Source organism: Isachenkonia alkalipeptolytica, assembly GCF_009910325.1.
In the GTDB taxonomy this organism is placed as follows: domain Bacteria; phylum Bacillota; class Clostridia; order Peptostreptococcales; family T1SED10-28; genus Isachenkonia; species Isachenkonia alkalipeptolytica.
Window position 1 is genome coordinate 99044 of sequence record NZ_SUMG01000001.1, and the last position, 18608, is coordinate 117651.

Annotated in this window: 15 protein-coding genes and 1 riboswitch; of the genes, 13 read left to right on the top strand and 2 right to left on the bottom strand. The window is 43.6% G+C overall.

Going from position 1 to position 18608, the window contains the following annotated elements; genetic code table 11:
• The first annotated feature begins 71 nt into the window (after nucleotides 1–71).
• The 13 genes from ISALK_RS00480 (at nucleotide 72) to ISALK_RS00540 (ending at nucleotide 16205) form a co-directional block, all read left to right on the top strand.
• Complete coding sequence (locus ISALK_RS00480) at nucleotides 72–1550, top strand: methyl-accepting chemotaxis protein (RefSeq protein ID WP_160718272.1); 1479 nt, start codon at nucleotides 72–74, stop codon at nucleotides 1548–1550.
• A gap of 83 nt (nucleotides 1551–1633) precedes the next feature.
• Entirely contained in the window at nucleotides 1634–3622 is a 1989-nt protein-coding gene (locus ISALK_RS00485; protein ID WP_160718273.1) for a toprim domain-containing protein, read from the top strand.
• Between the two features lie 41 nt (nucleotides 3623–3663).
• Nucleotides 3664–5844 carry a DNA gyrase subunit A gene (locus ISALK_RS00490; protein ID WP_503466067.1) on the top strand — a complete coding sequence of 727 codons (2181 nt, stop codon included), beginning with the start codon at nucleotides 3664–3666 and terminating at the stop codon, nucleotides 5842–5844.
• A gap of 197 nt (nucleotides 5845–6041) precedes the next feature.
• The gene (locus tag ISALK_RS00495; protein ID WP_160718274.1) at nucleotides 6042–6881 is read left to right on the top strand and encodes a response regulator; all 840 of its coding nucleotides are present in this window, start codon (nucleotides 6042–6044) and stop codon (nucleotides 6879–6881) included.
• Between the two features lie 87 nt (nucleotides 6882–6968).
• Nucleotides 6969–7364 carry a hypothetical protein gene (locus ISALK_RS00500; RefSeq protein WP_160718275.1) on the top strand — a complete coding sequence of 132 codons (396 nt, stop codon included), beginning with the start codon at nucleotides 6969–6971 and terminating at the stop codon, nucleotides 7362–7364.
• 60 nt (nucleotides 7365–7424) lie between these two features.
• Nucleotides 7425–7871 (top strand): methylglyoxal synthase, encoded by a 447-nt coding sequence (locus ISALK_RS00505; RefSeq protein ID WP_160718276.1) that lies wholly within the window; start codon nucleotides 7425–7427, stop codon nucleotides 7869–7871.
• 15 nt (nucleotides 7872–7886) lie between these two features.
• Complete coding sequence (locus ISALK_RS00510; protein WP_160718277.1) at nucleotides 7887–8735, top strand: HDOD domain-containing protein; 849 nt, start codon at nucleotides 7887–7889, stop codon at nucleotides 8733–8735.
• A 187-nt stretch (nucleotides 8736–8922) separates the two neighbouring features.
• A riboswitch (cyclic di-GMP riboswitch) is annotated at nucleotides 8923–9008 on the top strand.
• A 60-nt stretch (nucleotides 9009–9068) separates the two neighbouring features.
• On the top strand, nucleotides 9069–11288 hold the full coding sequence (locus tag ISALK_RS00515; RefSeq protein WP_160718278.1) for a diguanylate cyclase domain-containing protein: 2220 nt from the start codon (nucleotides 9069–9071) through the stop codon (nucleotides 11286–11288).
• A gap of 217 nt (nucleotides 11289–11505) precedes the next feature.
• Complete coding sequence (locus ISALK_RS00520) at nucleotides 11506–13029, top strand: FAD-binding oxidoreductase (RefSeq protein ID WP_160718279.1); 1524 nt, start codon at nucleotides 11506–11508, stop codon at nucleotides 13027–13029.
• A 213-nt stretch (nucleotides 13030–13242) separates the two neighbouring features.
• Nucleotides 13243–13914 (top strand): cobalamin B12-binding domain-containing protein, encoded by a 672-nt coding sequence (locus ISALK_RS00525; RefSeq protein ID WP_160718280.1) that lies wholly within the window; start codon nucleotides 13243–13245, stop codon nucleotides 13912–13914.
• Nucleotides 13898–15055, top strand: coding sequence for an ABC transporter permease (locus tag ISALK_RS00530; protein ID WP_160718281.1), 1158 nt, complete (start codon nucleotides 13898–13900; stop codon nucleotides 15053–15055). The genes ISALK_RS00525 and ISALK_RS00530 overlap by 17 nt, the downstream gene beginning before the upstream one ends.
• Complete coding sequence (locus ISALK_RS00535; RefSeq protein ID WP_160718282.1) at nucleotides 15048–15737, top strand: ABC transporter ATP-binding protein; 690 nt, start codon at nucleotides 15048–15050, stop codon at nucleotides 15735–15737. The genes ISALK_RS00530 and ISALK_RS00535 overlap by 8 nt, the downstream gene beginning before the upstream one ends.
• 75 nt (nucleotides 15738–15812) lie before the next feature.
• Nucleotides 15813–16205, top strand: coding sequence for an OsmC family protein (locus ISALK_RS00540; protein WP_160718283.1), 393 nt, complete (start codon nucleotides 15813–15815; stop codon nucleotides 16203–16205).
• 54 nt (nucleotides 16206–16259) lie between these two features.
• On the opposite strand, the gene ISALK_RS00545 is transcribed toward ISALK_RS00540, so the two are convergent.
• A complete protein-coding gene (locus ISALK_RS00545; RefSeq protein WP_160718284.1) occupies nucleotides 16260–17138 on the bottom strand; it encodes a YihY/virulence factor BrkB family protein in 879 nt (292 codons plus the stop codon).
• Complete coding sequence (phrB, locus tag ISALK_RS00550) at nucleotides 17128–18498, bottom strand: deoxyribodipyrimidine photo-lyase (RefSeq protein ID WP_160718285.1); 1371 nt, start codon at nucleotides 18496–18498, stop codon at nucleotides 17128–17130. The genes ISALK_RS00545 and phrB overlap by 11 nt, the downstream gene beginning before the upstream one ends.
• Nucleotides 18499–18608 lie beyond the last annotated feature (110 nt).

Consider the following 18608-nt stretch of genomic DNA (forward strand, 5'->3'; position numbering starts at 1 on the left):
GCAGGGAATTTGCTGAATCATCTAGAATAGTATAAAGGACTTTAAAGAAATTCCATAAAGGAGGTAGGAAAATGTTTGGGTTACATAATAAAAAAATTCAAGCCCTGGAAGAAAAAGTGGAGCAGGTGGCGAATGGAGATTTAACCTTGCGCTTTGATCAGAGGGAAACTAAGGAGCTGGGAAAACTTCAGGCCTCCCTGGGAAAACTCCTGAGCAGTGTAAAAAAACTTGTGGGGAATATCAACGGTGCCAATGAAAAAAACATGATTTTCACCGGAGAAATCGAAAGCAACACCAAACAGATTTTTGATGCATCCCAGGAGATCTCCCAGGGGGTTATGGACATTGCTACGGAAGCCACGGAACAAAACGAAGCCCTGGGTAATATGAAAAGAATTTCCGAGACCATGTCCAAGGATATGGAAGGGGTGCTGCGTCATAGTGAAAAAACCGAAGCCATGGCAAAAAACACTCTAAAGGTTGTACATACCAGTACCCGGCTTTTGGAAAAAATCATCACCAGTTATAAGGAAAACGGACAGTGGAGCGAGGATTTAGGAAAGAAAATGAAAAGTCTGGAATCCCAGGCCAACAATATTCAAAGAATCACCGGTCTGGTGGCGGGGATCAGCGATAATACCAATTTATTGGCCTTAAATGCTTCCATTGAAGCCGCAAGGGCCGGGGAAATGGGGAAAGGGTTTTCCGTTGTGGCAGGGGAAGTAAAAAAATTAGCCACGGAATCCGCGGAGCATTCCGGGGATATAGAAAAAATCATTTCTGAGATGGTGGAAAACACGAGAAAAATCTCGGAAGAAATTGAAGGACAGAATAAAAAAATTACCGGAGAGTTAACCTTAGTCAATCAGAGCAAAGAGGAACTGGATTTGATTGTGCAATCCACGGAAGAGACTGCAAAGGCCATCGGAAACATTCGTAGCCTTGCGAAAAATCAGTTTGACTTGGTGGAAAGGGTAAAGACTTCCATCGACACCATCGCCCGGGCCATGGAAAAAACCTCGGTATACTCGCAGGAGGCCGCTTCCTCCTCCCAGGAGCAGACCGCTTCTCTGGAACTGATCTTCGAAGATATTCAAAAACTGGGGACCATGACCAAGGAAGTGGACCAATTGGTGGAAGGTTTTGTTCAGGACTATAAAATTACGGAAGAAACCCGAAGGGTTATGGAAGGGGGAAGAAAGGAAATCAACCGTATTGCACAGCATTCCGATGTAAAAAAGATGAAGCCGGGGGCCCTTCGGGGACTTCTCATGGAGGCGGTTGAAAAAAACTCCTTGTTTCAATTGATCAGTATCATGGACAAAGAGGGAGACTTACAGGGTATTGCTATTAAAGGTACCCGGGAACAGTTACAGGGGAATTTCAAACACCGGCCGTATTTTAAGGAAAGCATCCGGGGAAAGGCCTTTACTTCAAAACCCTATATTTCCGATTACAGCTATCAGTACTGTGTGACCATAGCCCTACCGATATACGATCTTGATGAAAAAATAATAGGAATTGTAATGGGAGATTTACTTTTGGAGTAATTCCTGTGGACAAACGAGCAAGAAATCTATAGAATGGTGTAGGTAACAATTAATTTGAAAAGGTTTTTTTAGGAGGAAATAGGATGTCAGGAAAACTAAACACCTATGGAAATCATAGCTTATCTACATTATCGGAAAAGAACAAGGTGCGCCTACGACCGGGAGTGATTTTCGGATCCGACGGGCTGGAAGGCTGTCAGCATACCTTAAGTGAAATTGTGGGAAATTCCAGGGATGAAGCCAATGCTGGCTATGGAGACAAAATCATGGTCAATCGTTATCGGGACCATTCCATTGAAGTTATCGATTTCGGACGAGGAATCCCCATAGAGTTTAACGAAATAGAAAGAAAATATAACTGGGAAATCGTATTTACGATTTTATACGGTGGTGGAAAGTACCATAACAATCAAGCGGGGAGCAGTTACAAGTTCAGTGTGGGCTTAAATGGCCTCGGGACTGCGGCAACCCAATTTGCTTCCGAATTCATGGATGTGGAAGTGATCCGGGACGGTTATCAGTACACCCTGAATTTCCAACAGGGAGAGAATGTCACCGGAACCCCTGAGGGATACCGGAAAGAAAAAAATCCATCGGACCCTCCGGGGACAAGAATTCGCTGGAAGCCGGACTATCAGGTTTTCAATGAAATCAAAATTCCCCTGGAATATTTTCAAAAGGTTTTAAAGCGTCAGGCCATTGTGAATAAAGGAATCACCTTTGAACTTTATGATGAATTCTCAGGGGAGACCTATACCTATCTGTATCCCCGGGGAATCGTGGATTATGTGAAGGAACACAGTGAAGAGGCGGATTTAACCGATGTGAAGTATTATGAGGCGGAAACCAAAGGTCGGGACCGTCCGGATAAACCGGAATACCATGTAAAAATGGAAGTGGCCTTTGTCTTTAATAACGAGGAACCGGTTTTGGAATATTTTCATAACTCCAGCTTTTTAGAACATGGCGGGGCCCCGGATAAAGCGGTGAAAAATGCTTTCATTGCCTCGGTGGACCAGAATTTAAAAGATCGGAACCTGTATAAAAAGGGAGAAAAAAAGATTACCTTTGCGGATATTGAAGACAGTCTGATTTTGGTAAGCAATACCTTTTCCACGGAAACCAGTTATGAGAACCAGACCAAAAAAGCCATAACCAACGGCTTTATTCAACAGGCTATGACGGCTTTTCTGAAAGAAAAGCTTGAAATTTATTTTATCGAAAATGCCAAGGATACCAAAGTGATTCTTGAGCAGGTGCTGATTAATAAACGAAGTCGGGAAAAGGCGGAAAAGACCCGGATCGACATTAAAAAAAAGCTGAACAAAAAAGTCGATAACATCACCAATAAGCCTAAGAAGTTTGTGGATTGCAGAAGCAAGGATAAGGACCTCCGGGAGCTCTTTATTGTGGAGGGAGACTCGGCTCTGGGAAGCACGAAGATGGGTAGGAACTCCGATTTTCAGGGAATTATGCCTGTACGGGGAAAAATACTGAATTGCTTAAAATCCGATTACGACAAAATTTTTAAAAATGATATTATTGTGGATCTGTTAAAGGTTTTAGAGTGCGGGGTGGAACTAAATACCAAGCAAAGAGATTTAAACACTTTTGACATAGATCGACTGAACTGGAATAAAATTATTATTTGTACCGATGCGGATGTAGACGGATTTCAAATTCGAACCCTGATTTTGACGATGCTCTATGTATTAACCCCCACCTTAATAGAAAAGGGGTTTGTTTATATTGTGGAATCTCCCTTGTATGAAATTACCGATAAGAAAAATACCTATTTTGCCTTTGATGAAGGAGAAAAACGGGAAATCGTTAAAAAAATCAAGGGAAAATACAGTCTGCAGCGATCCAAGGGTCTAGGAGAGAATGAGGCGGACATGATGTGGGAGACCACCATGAATCCCGAAACCCGTCGATTGATTCAAGTGACTCCGGCGGATATCCGTCAGACCAAGGATGCCTTTGATCTGTTTTTAGGAGACAACTTGGAGGGCCGTAAAGAATACATTGAAGCCCACGGCTCTAAGTACATTGACGAAGTTGATGTTATTTAGAGGATGAATATTGATCAGGGAAGAATTAGGAGGCGTGAATTTTGCAAGGAAATGTGAATCAGAACAATATTATTGACACCTTAAAAGTTAATTATATGCCCTATTCAATGAGCGTTATTGTATCCAGGGCTTTACCGGAAATCGACGGGTTTAAACCCTCCCATCGAAAGCTTCTATATACCATGTTTAAAATGGGTTTGATCAAAGGGGCGAAAACCAAAAGCGCCAACATAGTAGGACAAACCATGCGCTTAAACCCCCATGGGGACGGAGCCATATATGAAACCATGGTCCGTCTGACCCGGGGAAATGAAGCCCTCCTTCATCCCTTCGTGGACAGTAAGGGAAACTTCGGAAAACGCTATTCCAGGGATATGACCTACGCCGCCCACCGATATACCGAGGCAAAACTGGAGAAATTGACCGAGGAGTTTTTTAACGACATCCATAAAAATACCGTGGATTTTATCGCGAATTATGATAATACCACAAAGGAGCCCAGATTACTGCCCACCAGCTATCCGAATATTTTAACCACGCCGAATTTAGGAATTGCCGTGGGTATGGCCAGTAACATCCCCAGCTTCAATCTAAAGGAAATCTGCCAAACCACCATAGAGTATCTGAAGGATGAAAATGTGAATATAGAAGAACATCTACTGGCCCCGGATTTTCCCAGCGGCGGAGAAATTGTTTACGCCAAAGAGAAAATGAAAGAAATCTATGATAAAGGCAGGGGGAGCTTCAAGGTCCGGGGAAAATACCGTTATGACGAGAAAAACAACTGCATCGATATTTATGAAATCCCCTATACCACCACGGTGGAAGCCATTATGGAAAAAATGATTGAATTCATTAAGAGTGGAAAGATAAAGGAGATTTCCGATCTTCGGGATGAAACCGATAAGAACGGACTGAAAATCACTTTAGACTTAAAGCGAGGCGTGGATCAGGAGAAACTGATGACTAAGATCTTTCGTTTAACCGCCCTTGAGGATTCCTTCAGCTGCAATTTCAATGTGCTGATTGACAGTGCCCCCAGGGTGTTAGGCGTTCGGGAGATCCTGAGGGAATGGACAAATTTTCGAATGGACTGTATCCGAAGAAAGCTGCGCTACGATATTAATGATAAAACCAAGGAACTACATTTGCTTATGGGTATGGAAAAGATCCTGCTGGATATTGATAAAGCGGTGAAAATCGTAAAAGATACCAAGGTGGACCGTCAAGTGGTACCTAATTTAATGGAAGGATTCACCATCGATCAGGTCCAGGCGGATTTTATCGCGGAAATCAAACTGCGAAATTTCAATCAGGAATATATCTTAAAGAAAACCAAGGATATCAAGCGTTTGGAAAAAGAAATTCAAAGCCTGGAAAATACCTTGAACAGTGAGAAGAAAATGAAGCGGCTGATTAGTAAGGATCTTGAACGGGTGATGGATCAGTATGGACAGGAGCGACGCACCACTTTGATTCACCACGAAAAAGTCCGGGAATTCAAGGAGGAAATCTTCGTCAGTGAATACAATGTGAAGTTTTTCATCACCAGGGATCAGTATTTTAAAAAGATCCCCTTAACCTCTCTTAGAGTAAGCAATGATCACAAACTGAAGGATTATGACGAAGTTGTGCAAGAGGTGGAGGGCAGTAATAAAGAAGATCTGCTGTTCTTTTCCAATCAGCACAGGGTCTATAAGGTAAAGGCCTATGAATTGGAAGATGCCAAGGCCAGCGTGTTAGGAGATTACCTTCCCAATCTTCTGGGACTGGAAGAGGGAGAAGAAATCATTTATATGACTTCGACGATGGACTATTCCGGGTGGATGCTGTTTTTCTATAAAACGGGGAAAGCCGCAAGAATTCCACTTTCCAGCTATGAGACAAAAACCAATCGAAAAAAACTTGCAAAGGCCTATAATGAAGAGTTTCCCTTAGTCCATCTGGAATTTATTAAAGAGGACAAAGAACTGGTGGCCATCAGCAGCATTGAGAAAGTCCTGATTTTCAACACAAAAAAAATCAGTGAAAAGAATACCCGGCATTCCCGGGGGCTGCAGGTTTTGAAACCGAAAAAAGATAGTTTCTTAAAAGAAATCAAGCAATTGGAAGAAGTGGACTTTGAAAATCCGGATTATTACCGGGGTAGCATTGCCACCATTGGCACCTATTTAAAGAAAACCGATCGAAAGGATCTGGGAGAACAGTTGCAGCTGTTGTAAAAGGATGGGACCCCCTTAACAAAGGCTTGAAAAATTGAGTTAACTCTCCCAAAAAACCCTGTGGCGAACCCCGGGGTTTTTTGTATAGGTATTCCATGGGGAAAGCTCTTTGGAACCGGGAAGAAAAAGGAGCAAATTGTTAAGTGTAGGGAAAAAAAGGGTATATGAATCAAAAGCATAAAAAAGGAGGGTGAAAGATGAAGATTTCAGCCTTGATTATGGGGTCAATTACCAGTCTCCGACAAAGTATTAAATATGCACTAGCCTCCCTGCCGGTGGACTTTTATGAGTACCGGGGGGTTGCCGAACTTCTAGAGCATGTAGAAAATCCCGGGAAAGAGGAGTCGATTATCGTTTTAATGGATATGGACTCCCGGGAGGAAGACCGGTTTCAGCAACTGAAAAAGATCCGGCTAAAAAATCCTTATGTACCGGTATTAGCCCTGACCGGGGATACGGAAAAAGAACATATCCTGGCCCTGATTATGGGCGGTGCTTCGGAGATTGTAGCAAAACCCTTTTCTGAAGGAATTTTAATCGAGAAGACGAAAAAGCTGATCGAGAAAAAAGAGGGATTTGCCACCGAGGAAATCCATACAGATTTCCCCGCACTGCTGAGAAAAGAACTGTTCAAGGCTCAAAAGGGAAACTACCGGGTTTCCATGATGATCGCCTCCTTTTTCAAGGTAGGAGCCCGTCAAAATAAAACCATTGAAAATGAATATTACCGCTTTTCCTTTTCCTTCAAAGAGGAAATTGAAAAACTTTTATTTGAAACCGATCACTTTCTTCAATACGGCAATCAGACCTTTGTGGGGATCTTGCCATTTTGTGATCAGCAAAAGCGAGAAATCGTAGAAAAAAAGATTCGAAAGGGATTTGATGAATTAAAGGAAAAGCACCCTGAACTTAAGGATTACCAATTTGCTCTATACTTTACCACCTATCCCGAGGAGGGGGAAGAAGCAAAAACCCTTACGGAAAAACTCACCGGAGGATTGCAAAGAAGTATCGATGATCTAAAGGACACTGTTTGATAAATAAAAGAAGATATAAAGATATATCCTGTGGATTTTTTTCGAGAAAACAGTAATTTGAAAAAGCAGAAAAAAGGAGGAAGGAAAATGGTAGTGGTAATAGGCTGGGTAAATATCGCATTGATTGTAATAATGGGCAGCATCTATCCCATAAAACAGGTATACTTAAAAAAATTCAAGGAGCAGGGAAAGGAAAAAGCCCAAAATTGGGGAAGACTCTACCAGTTTGCCCGGAAAGCGCATCCCGCCACGGGTTTGATTATTCTTGCTATAGGCTTTTACCATGGATATCAGGCTTTCAGTTTAACCGTCTGGCATACCGGGACCCTGCTTTTGTATACGTTGTTGCTGATGGCGGTTGTGGCTTTGGCGGGACCCAGGATTAAAGCCTTTAAAAAGCACTGGCGAAAGGTTCATCGTAGTCTTGGGGGTGTAGTGTATGTTCTGGCAATTCTGCACATTTTTTGGCGGAATCTACTGTAACGGGAACAAATGAAAATAAGAAACATTGAATAGTAACCTGAAGAATAGGGAGGCGTAAAAGTGAAATACGGATACCGGATAGCGAAATCAAATAAGACCAAAAAGATCGCTCTGATCGCCCATGATAATCGAAAACAGGAATTGATCGCCTGGGTTAAAAAGCATAAAACCCTTCTTCAGCCCCACGAGTTGGTTGGCACAGGAACCACGGCCAAACTGTTGGAAAAGCATACATCACTTTCCGTTGAAGGATATAAAAGCGGCCCCTTAGGGGGAGATCAGCAGGTAGGCGCCGCCATTGCCGAGGAGGAAATCGATATGCTGATTTTCTTTTGGGATCCCTTAGAGGCTCAGCCCCATGACCCGGATGTCAAGGCGCTTTTGCGAATTGCCGCCCTATATGATATTCCCGTGGCACCGAATAAGGCCACGGCGGATTTTATTTTAAGTTCCCGTTTGTTCAACGAAGTTTTTGAACGAAAGATTGTCACAAAGGAAAGATCCTAGAAAGGGGGAGTCAACATGACAAAGGTGAGTATGGAAGTAATTCTGAAAAATATTGAAGAAATGCCGTCATGGCCTGTAGCACTGCAAAATGTCATTCGGCTAACGGAGGATCCCCAATCGGATATTAAGGACCTGGAAAGGGAAATCCTAAAGGATCAAAGTCTGACCACCCGGGTATTGAAGCTTTCAAATTCTTTGCACTACGGATACCCCAGCAAGATCAGCACCGTATCCCAGGCAGTGATTCTACTCGGTTTTAATACGATCAAAAACATCGTTTTGGCCAGCACCGTAAATACGATGTATATCAAGGATCTCGAGTCCTACGGCCTTAAAAAGGAGGACCTGTGGCGACAGTCCCAGTCCGGGGCTATTATTGCCCGGTACTTGGCAAAGAAAATCAAGTATAAAAAAGTGGAGGAGGCTTATATCGCCGGGCTCTTAAGGGATATCGGTAAGGTTATTTTGGATTATCACATAAAAGAGGATTATCAGGTGATTTTAGAGAAGGTTGAAAAGGAAAACATCAGCTTTTTACAAGGGGAAGAAGCGGTTTTAGGGTTTAATCATGCGGAGGTGGGATACCGGATAGCAACAAAGTGGAATCTGCCGGAGGGTTTGCGGGAGGCCATCGCCTATCATCATCGGCCCCAAGATGCCCTAGAATATAGGGAACTGGTGTCTATCGTTCACGTGGCTGATGCCATTACCATGATGCTGATTGAAAATGTAGGGGTAGAAGGATTGAACTACCGGTTTAACTCCCAAGCTCTGGATAACCTTGGAATTACAGAGAAAGCTTTGGAAGAGATGATCGTGGAGGTTTCTGATCTCCTGGTAAACGAACAGAGGGAGGTTTTCTAAGGGCGGGGAAGCGCCCAAGAGTAGGTTGGTTAGGTCGTTTCATCCAATTCATTGAAATATTTTGAAAAATCTAAGAAATTCATTGTAATTGACAGAATAAATGGTATAATAGTACTAGTAAATGTTTTATGCAGAGTCTTCAATAATCGAGGAGACCTGCGGTAAACATCCGATAAAGGGATAATTAGAATTGAATAGGCAAATTTGCCGAAAGGCAAAGACGCAAAGCTAACAGGGCCTAAAGTGTGTTCACTATGGTAGCCAGCTGCGAACTTATTTGCCTCGTTGTTGTGTATAAGGAGGTTTTTTTATGGTTTCAGGAGGAGGGAAGAGATGCAGGGAGCGTTGAAAACAAAGGAAGAACAGAGAACCGTAAACCGAAAAACCAAAGTGGGAAATCTGTTAGAGGAGGCCAAACTCAAGGAACGAAGTCATCCGGAAGAGGCTTTGGTAATGGCAAGAGAAGCCCTGAAAATTGCGGAGATGAATTTCTACAAACAAGAGAAAGCCGAAGCCCTAACCCGGATCGGTCGCTGCTTATGGATAACGGGGAAACTGAACGAAGCCATTGAAGCCTTAAATCTGTCTCTGGAAACCTCGAAACTCCTTCCAAAGGGCGGTATTGAAGCCGAAGCCCTGAACGCTTTGGGCAATGTCTATCTTTATATGAAAACCTATGATCATGCTATGGATTACTACGGAAAGGCCTTGGAAATGTCCCGGAGCGAAGAACTACCGGAGTTGGAAGCAGGGATTCTAAACAATTTAGGAGGCCTTCATAAAGAGCTCCATGACTTGGACACCGCCTTAGGCTATTATCGGGACAGCCTTGAAAAATACGAAATAAATCGGGACAATTACGGGCAAGCCATACCTCTTTTTAATTCCGCGGAAGTCTATATGGAGCAGAAGAATTGGAGGGAGTCGAAAGAGAACATCGACAAGGTTCTGGAAATTTGCAAGGAAAAAGAAGCAAAAGTCATGTATTCCTATAGTTTACATCTGCTTGGGAAAATGTATAAAAATCAGGGAAGCCCGGAAGCCGCTCTTAAGGAATTTTATAAGAGTCTGAATCTTGCCCAAGAGACCAAGGATTACCATCACCAAGTGGTGGTTTACAAAGATCTTTATGAGATCATGCTGGAGAAAAACAATCTAAAGGAAGCCATCGGACATGTAAATAATGCTCTTGAAATTGCAAAAAGCATCGATGGAGAAGCGTTGATTTCCGATCTTTATGCATCCATGGCTCAGGTATATGAACAAATGGGCGAGGAATTCTTAGCCTATAAGTACTACAAAGCCTTTTATGAAACCACGACAAAATCCGAGGCCCGAAGAAGAGAAGAGAAACTCCGAAGTGTTTCCTTTCAACTGCAATTGGAAAAATCTCAAAAAGAGACGAAAACCTATCGCCATCTGGTAAAGGAACTGGAAAAAATGACCCAGGAGCTTCGCTATACTTACAAGCAGATGGAAGTGGTGGGGAAAATCGGACAGAATATAACCGCCACCTTGGATTTAGAACAAATTTTTGATCTGTTATATGAAAACTTGAATCAACTGATGGAGGCCATGGTCTTAGGAATTGGTTTGTTGGATAATAATAATCAAAAAATCCGCTACGAGCTCTTCATTGAAAAGGGTGAAAAACAGCCTACTTTTGAAGTGCCCGTGGACAGTAAGAATAGTTGGGCAGTATGGTGTTTGGAAAATAAGAGGGATGTACTGATCAATGATGTGGACTTGGAGTACAGCAATTACTTAGAAGGGACTTCCCATACCGTAGGGGAGCCCATGCAATCGGTCCTCTTCTGTCCCTTGATGGTGGAGGATCAGGCCATCGGCGTGGTGACCGTACAGAGTTTAAAGAAAAACGTCTACAGCAAACATCAGCTGGAAACGTTAAAAACCCTGTCCTCCTATTTGGCCATTGCCATTAATAACGCTCAAAAATCCAAAGCGTTGAAAAAGGAAATAAAGACCCGAAAAAAAGCGGAGGAGGAGTTAAAGATTGTGAACTCAAAACTCCAGAAACTCTCGGAGTTAGATGGACTGACCAACATTCCCAACCGGCGATGTTTTGATAAAAACTTTGAATACGTCTGGAATAATGCCCATCGGGGAGGAGAAAAAGTATCCCTGTTGCTGCTGGATGTTGATTTTTTCAAAGAATATAACGATCATTACGGACATTTAGATGGAGATAAAGTCCTTCAACGGATTGCCAAAACCATTGAAGGAAATTTAAAGCGTTCAACGGATTTAGTGGCCCGATACGGAGGGGATGAATTTGTAGTGCTTCTTCCCAACACCGATCAGGAGGGGGCGCTAATGGTGGCGAAAATCCTTCAGCAAAGGATCCGGGAGTTGAAGCTCTCCCATGGATATTCCCAGGTTTCACCATACATCACCCTATCCATAGGAGCGGCCACCCTCCAACCAATAAAAGGAATCCAGGGAAAACAGCTCATCGACCGGGCGGATAAAGCCCTTTATGAGTCGAAGGAAAAGGGAAGAAATGAAATTTCCCTTTACTCCCGGGAACAATGATGAATAAAACGGAGAAGCCTTGAAACTGTATGATAGCCCTTAAGAGTCGTGTTCCCGACTCTTAAGGTTTTTTTACGGAATGAGTCCGGGGGGGCTGTTTTTTTTGATGTTCAACAGGCATTTACTATTGAAAAAATCCTTTGACAAAAGACCGGATTAATCTTATAATGAATAATACCGCCCCCCTACGGGGTGGGAATAACATGGAGGTGATTGTTTGGCAACATATTATATTAAAACGAATCGTGTATTTACCACCCTTAGAAAATACGGATGGATTTTTACAGTGCTGGTGGCCCTGGGAGGCACTTTTGTAGAACCGAAGCTGGGCTTGGCGGTGATCGGTATTATGGCGGGACTTATTGGAACATCCTTTTTCAAAGGGCGATACTGGTGTGGAAATATCTGTCCCCATGGAAGTTTATTTGACTCTTTGATCCATCCCATCAGTTTGAATAAGAATATCCCCGGGTTTTTAAAATCGAAGCCCATGGTATTCGGATTTTTCCTATTCTTTATGTACAATTTCGGAGGAAATACCTTAAATGCCCTGGAGCATTGGGGAGACGCTTCTTTTTGGGATCGTTTGGGAATGGTGTTTTCCAGAACCTATTTAATGGTATTTGTAGTGGGGGGGTTACTGGGTCTTGTGAAAAATCCTCGCACATGGTGTCAATTCTGTCCTATGGGTACTCTGGAAAAGGGAAGCTATGCCCTGGGAACCAAATTGAATGCCAATAAGCATACGGATAAAAAGCTGACCATTGAGTCCAAGGAAAAATGTCATGCCTGCGGTAAATGTGCCAGGGTTTGTCCTTTCCAACTGGAACCCTATACGAATTTTTCCGAGAACAATCAATTTGAAGATGTCAACTGCATACGCTGCGGAACCTGTGTGGAAAATTGTCCTGCAGGAATCCTCTCCTTTGAAACTGAAAGGGATGCCATGGAGTTGAAACTAAACAGGGATTTGGAAGGCTATGAACAGCGACAGAAGATCCTGTCAAACCTAAGTGAAATTCGGGATTTAGGAGAGAATATTAAGGAATTCACCTTTGAATTTAAAAATCCTGACCGGGTAGCCTACAAAGCCGGACAGTTTATTTTAGTGAAATTGAAAGGCCATGAAAGCATGTATCGCGCCTATTCCATTGCATCCTATAATGAAGATGACCAAAGGGTCAGTGTAATCATTAAAAAAATTCCCGGAGGATATGGTACGGAAAATATTTTTGATCAGTTTAACCTGGGAGACACCGTAGAGTTGGAAGGCCCCATGGGTGAAGAGCTGGTGGTAGGGGAGAGCGTCAAAAAAGCATTGTTTGTAGGAAACGGCATTGGAATGACACCCTTTATTGCCTTAACCAAGGACACCTTGAAGCATCGGGAGGATATTGAGGAAGTGACCTTTGTTCATGGGCAGCGAAAAGAAAAGGATTTTTATTATCATGATTACTTTCTGGATCTGGAAAACAGTTATGATCAGTTCCATTACCGGCCCATTGCTTCAAGACCGGATAAACCTTCGACAGCCAAGGGCTATGTGATGGATGAAATCAAAACCCTTGATTTGACCGATCATCATGTGTTTATGTGCGGATCTCCTCGGATGATTACCGATACCATGAATCTTTTACTGGATAAAGGGGTCCCGAAGGAACGGATTTTCTATGAAAGCGAAGAAAAAATCAAGGAAGCGGATAACATGGAAAATAGTAAGAAACAGAAAAAAACCGCTTAGGAGAATTGCTAAGAAGAATAGATAACCATCGTGTTTTATGAAAGAATCGATAGTTAAAAGTGATAAAACTTTGCTGTGTTTTCAGCAAAGTTTTATTTTGGATAAATTAAGATAAAGGTCAGCGATTTTTTTTAATCTTATGGAAGCGGCGAATAAAAAAGGAGAAAGAAGGGTAACAATACATCATCATAGGAAACAGGAAGGAGTTTGAGTATGAATTATTATCAGGAATTCATCAAGCACTTGGAAAAGGAAGATAAGGAAAACAGTGTTAGCTATGTGATGCAGTTGATCTCGGAAAAAGAACTGGATATTGTGACTTTATACAACGAAATGCTTCGTCCCGCCCTTTATCAGATTGCCTCGAATGAAAAGGAGCAAACCATTACCATCGGTCAGGAACATATTCGAACCGCAATAGTGCGAACCATTGTAGAGTGTTGTTATCCCTTCGTGATTGAGGAGCGGAATTTGAAATTTGAAGGCCGGCCTGTGAATCAGGAAAAAGTGATAATCTTTTGTCCCGAAGATGAATACCATGAAATCGGGCCTAGGATGGTGGAGGACTATTTTGCCTTAAATGGCTTTGAGACTCTGTTTTTGGGAGGCAACACCCCTAGGGAGAATCTAATCGAATTGATGGAGGATCTGAAGCCGGACTATGTGGCCATTAGTATATCGAATTATTACAATATCGTGCCGGCAAAAAGAAGCATCGAATTCCTACGGAACAAACTGGAGAAGGTTCCGAAAGTTATTGTGGGGGGCTATGCCTTACAGAATAAAAGCAATGTCGCCGAGGAACTGGGGGCGGACTTACACCTGAAAACCTTTGAGGATATTGAAGGTTTAAGGAAGGAGGAGACCGATGAAGTTTCCACTTAAGATTGCCTGGCGGTTTTTAAAGGCCGGAAAGGGACAAACCCTGCTGATTTTGGCGGGGATCGCCATCGGGATTTCCGTACAGGTGTTTATCGGATTACTGATTCAAGGATTACAGATCAGCTTGGTGGACTCCACCATTGGAAATTCCTCTCAGGTCACCATCGAAGCGAAAGAGAATAACGGAGAAATTTTCGGTTATGAAGAAAAGGAAGAAGATATTCGAAGGGAGATCGACGGGCTGGAGGAAATATCCCCCACCCTTACCTTACCGGCCTTTATCAGTCTCGAGGAAGAGCAGGAGTCCGCAGTGGTTCGGGGGTTTGACTTTGAAAAAGCCGAGGGAATTTACGGATTTGAGGAAAAAATCACCGAAGGAAGTTTACCCCTGCAATCCGGGGAAGTGATGGTGGGTGTGGGTTTAGCGGAAAACCTGGACCTGGCCATCGGAGATTCTCTGGAGGTGTTTAACTTCCAGGGGGACCAGGGAGAGGTAAAGATCACCGGTTTATTTGACATCGGGGTAACGGATCTGAACGACTCCTGGCTGGTCAGCGGATTGGGCACCGCCCAGGAATTGTTCCAACGACCGGATTCCATTACCGGGATAGAAATTCAGGTGGAGGAGGTATTTGATGCGGATATCATCGGAGAAGATATTCAAGCATTGCTGGGTGAGGATGTACAGGTAAGCAACTGGAAAGATGCGAATCAGGATCTTTTGAGCGGTTTGCAGGGACAGGATATTTCCAGCATTATGATTCAGATTTTCGTTGTGATTGCGGTGGTATTGGGGATTTCCAGTGTGCTGGCAATTTCCGTGCTGCAGCGTTCGAAACAAATCGGAATATTAAAAGCCATGGGGGTCAATGACCGCAGCGCCAGTTTGATTTTCTTGTTTCAAGGTCTGATTTTAGGAATTATGGGAGGGCTAATTGGAATCGGTCTGGGACTGGCACTTTCCTATAGCTTTATGATCTTTGCCACAAATCCCGATGGCAGTCCCGTGGTGGAGATTGTGATGAACTATAATTTCATTGCCCTATCCTTTGCCATCGCTGTTGTGGCTTCCACCCTTGCGGCACTGATTCCCGCGAAAAAATCTTCAAAACTTCAACCGATTGAGGTGATACGAAATGGATAGTATTTTAACGTTGAAAAATATTGATAAGGTTTACGGAAGGAAAATCCAAACCCAGGTGATCTTTGATCTAAACCTCAGTTTTGATCCCGGATCCTTTAACTCCATTATCGGTCAGTCCGGCAGCGGCAAAAGCACTTTGTTAAATATTATGGGTACTCTGGATAAACCCACGAAGGGAAAGGTGTTTGTGGACGGTCGGGATACCGGGGAATTGAAGAAGGATCAGCTGGCAAAACTAAGAAATGAAGCCATCGGATTTGTATTTCAGTTCCACTACCTCCTTCCGGAGTTTACCACCCTGGAAAACATTTTAATGCCCCAGTGGGTGAAAAACAAAAAAATCGATCCCGAGATTCAACGGCGGGCGGAGGAGTTAATAGAGGTGGTGGGTCTTGAAAAGGTGAAGAATAATCTGGCCACGGATATGTCGGGAGGACAGCAGCAGCGGGCGGCTATTGCCCGGGCGTTGATGAATCGGCCGAGGATCCTGCTGGCGGATGAACCCACGGGTAACTTGGATTCGGAAACCAGCAACAGCATCTACCGTCTGTTAAAGGAGATCAATAAGGAGTTTCAATCCACTTTTATCGTGATTACCCACGATAAGAAAATTGCGGAACGTACGGACCGTATTATTGAACTGAAAGACGGTCGGGTTTATACGGACCTCTCCCAGAAATAAAACCAATCGGGGCTTTACCCGGGAGGGGTGGGGTGTTATAATGGGAATAACATCTGAGACAAAGGAGAGAAGCATATGCCAAGCATTGAAGTAGGATTTCCTGAAGGAAAGAAAGTAAGCGCAAGTATGAAAGGTTTTACCATCGACACGGATCAACCGGTGGCGGAAGGCGGCGGAGGAGAGGAGCCCTCCCCCTTTGATCTTTTCTTAAGTTCAATTGCCACCTGTACCGGATTTTATGCCCTGCGTTTTTGTGAAAGTAAGAACATCAACATGCAGGGAATGAAACTGATTTTAGATACGGAAAAGAATCCGGAAACCGGGATGATCGGTAAAATGCAATTGAAACTGACCCTTCCCGAAGATTTTCCGGAGAAGTATAAAAAGGCCATTGTACGCTCCATGAATTTATGCAGCGTCAAAAAACATATGATGGATCCACCGGAGTTCAATATCATTGCAGAGTAAAAGCATAATGGGCAAACCGGAAAATAAAACACCGCCGAATATTTCGGCGGTGTTTTATTTGGATTCATCCTCTATCGGGGATGGCTCGGTTGAACTGGAGCTCCTGTACCACAGTCGGGTGGCATTGATCTCTCCTCCGATCAGGACAATGAGACTGCTGATATTGAGCCAGATCAGTAAAGCGATCACGGCACCGATGCTTCCGTAGAGACGGGAAAAGGCACCGTAGTTGTTTACATAGAAGGAAAAAATCAGGGAAATAATAATCCATCCCAGGGTTGTAAAGATGGCTCCCGGGTAGACATCTTTGAAACCGAGGGGGTAATTAGGTCCAATACGGAACAAGAGGGTGAAAATAAAAAATAGTACCAACAGGGGAATGCCATAGCGTAAGTACTCCCAAAGGGATAAAAAAGCCCGGGTAAAGCCCAAGTATTCCGAGATCGCCAAACCTACTAAGCGACCAAAAACCAGAAAAAACAGGGAGAAAATAATGATGAAGGCCAGGCCAAAGGTAAAAACGACCCCCATGGCCCGCAGACGAAAAAACGACCGGTTTTCCGAAACCTGATAGGCCTTGTTCAGGCCCTTAATTAAGGCGGAAGTGCCCTTGGAAGCGGCCCAAATAGTGGCTAGGGAACTGACGGAAAGCAAAGGGGCATTCAATCCGTTTCGTATTTCATCGAGAATTTCCAAGGTCAGCTGAAAGACTTCATCGGGGAGTATATAAGCCAGTTGACTGATGGTTTGTCCCTCGGTTAAGGGGGTGAAATTCAGCAAAACGATCAGTACGATTAGAAAGGGAAAAAAGGACAGGATTAAGTAATAGCTCAGTTGGGCTCCTAAAGCCTTCAGCTCATTTTTTTTAAACTGCTGTTTTAGATGCAGCACCAGTGACTTCCATTTGTTCAGCTTCTTGTTATCAATATTCATCGGTCTCATCCTTTAGATAGGTTCGGATGTATTTTTCCACATCAAATTTTCTTTTCGCCCCCCGGTAATTCATATAGCGGATTTTTCCAAATACCGGACGTTCGGTCCAGGCCCGGTCGTGAACCCCGCCGATACTCCAGGCAATGCCGGTATAACCGTTGGGATCCCGTCCATCGATACTATAGCCGTCATTAAGTTTGGTGGCGATTTCCATGGCCTCCTCCGGGCTTGGGGTCCACTGGTAAATCTTTTTGCACCAGTACATTCGAAGATAACTGTGGATTTTCCCGGTTGTTAACAGTTCCCATTGGGCGGCATTCCAAAGGGGATCGTGGGTTTTGCCGTAAAGAAAATCCGAATAGTTGTATAAAAATTCCCTGGGATCATCCCGATGGGCATCCAAGGTTTTTTTCGCCCAATCGGGAAAGCCTCGTACATTGTCATAATTCCGGTTATAATAGCAAAAATTATCCGACAGTTCCTTTCGCACGAAAATTTGTTCTACAAAGTCGGAGGTAAGAGAAGAAGAAAATTGACTTTCCTCTAAGGCCAAAAGCACCCGTTGGGAGGAGAGCTGCCCGAAATGCAGGTAGGGTGAAAGACCGGATAGTGCTTCTTTGGTGGGATCGTTGCTATTAGCGCCGTAGTTTTTCAGGCGATGGTTGATAAAGTCCCTTAACTGGTCCTTAGCCGCCGTCGGCCCGGAAGGGTAAGTGATTTTAAGATAAGGATTTTTCTTTATTGTTAAATGATCCAACAGGCTATCCCAGGGAATAGGGGGAAGGACCTTTTTATAGGAGTAGGGATGTTTTTTTATTTCCGGAACTTCCCGTAAAAACTCCTCTAACCGTTTATGAAGTTTGGGGCGCAGGGTGTAGGCAGCGTATTCTTTCTTCGGGGAAGCGGTGGTTACGGGTACAATGTTATGCCCATCCACGATATCCAGGGGAAGGGTGATTTTTTCCGCTATGGATTCCTGTAGATTACTTTTGCTTTTCAAGGGGTCGAAATCCGTGACCAGGTGAGAAATATCCTGGGATTTGATAAAGGATAAAAGTTCTTCCAAAGGGTCCCCTTGTAAAAGCAGGAAGGGAATATTTAACTTCGTAAGGTTTAGGGCCACCTCCCGAAGGCCCCGAAGCATAAAATCGTAATGGGAAGCGTTGGCTCCCAAATAATCATCCATTAAAGTAAAAACCACAATCAAGGGTCGTTTTTTCTCCAGGGCCACCTCCTGGGCATGGGTAAGGGGCCAATGATCTTCGCTTCGCTGTTCCCGGCTCATCCAGTAAAGAACCGGTCCCCGGGCACCCTCAGCGCTTTTTCCCTGATAATGTTTGATAATTCTTCTTCGGTCCATGATTGTCCTCCTTCTTTAGCGATATAATTGCTGTTCATATATACCCTCAGAGGGGGGAAGGATAAACAGTGAAATAACAGGGAAGTTCCATTATTTCTATGGAGGATAAA

Bases quoted from the DNA above. Each gene is read 5' to 3' on its own strand.
- ISALK_RS00495 (WP_160718274.1), top strand. From the start codon at position 6,042: ATGAAGATTTCAGCCTTGATTATGGGGTCAATTACCAGTCTCCGACAA.
- ISALK_RS00525 (WP_160718280.1), top strand. From the start codon at position 13,243: ATGAATTATTATCAGGAATTCATCAAGCACTTGGAAAAGGAAGATAAG.
- ISALK_RS00500 (WP_160718275.1), top strand. From the start codon at position 6,969: ATGGTAGTGGTAATAGGCTGGGTAAATATCGCATTGATTGTAATAATG.
- ISALK_RS00510 (WP_160718277.1), top strand. From the start codon at position 7,887: ATGACAAAGGTGAGTATGGAAGTAATTCTGAAAAATATTGAAGAAATG.
- ISALK_RS00485 (WP_160718273.1), top strand. From the start codon at position 1,634: ATGTCAGGAAAACTAAACACCTATGGAAATCATAGCTTATCTACATTA.
- ISALK_RS00535 (WP_160718282.1), top strand. From the start codon at position 15,048: ATGGATAGTATTTTAACGTTGAAAAATATTGATAAGGTTTACGGAAGG.
- ISALK_RS00530 (WP_160718281.1), top strand. From the start codon at position 13,898: ATGAAGTTTCCACTTAAGATTGCCTGGCGGTTTTTAAAGGCCGGAAAG.
- ISALK_RS00480 (WP_160718272.1), top strand. From the start codon at position 72: ATGTTTGGGTTACATAATAAAAAAATTCAAGCCCTGGAAGAAAAAGTG.
- ISALK_RS00540 (WP_160718283.1), top strand. From the start codon at position 15,813: ATGCCAAGCATTGAAGTAGGATTTCCTGAAGGAAAGAAAGTAAGCGCA.
- ISALK_RS00515 (WP_160718278.1), top strand. From the start codon at position 9,069: ATGCAGGGAGCGTTGAAAACAAAGGAAGAACAGAGAACCGTAAACCGA.
- ISALK_RS00545 (WP_160718284.1), bottom strand. From the start codon at position 17,138: ATGAATATTGATAACAAGAAGCTGAACAAATGGAAGTCACTGGTGCTG.
- phrB (WP_160718285.1), bottom strand. From the start codon at position 18,498: ATGGACCGAAGAAGAATTATCAAACATTATCAGGGAAAAAGCGCTGAG.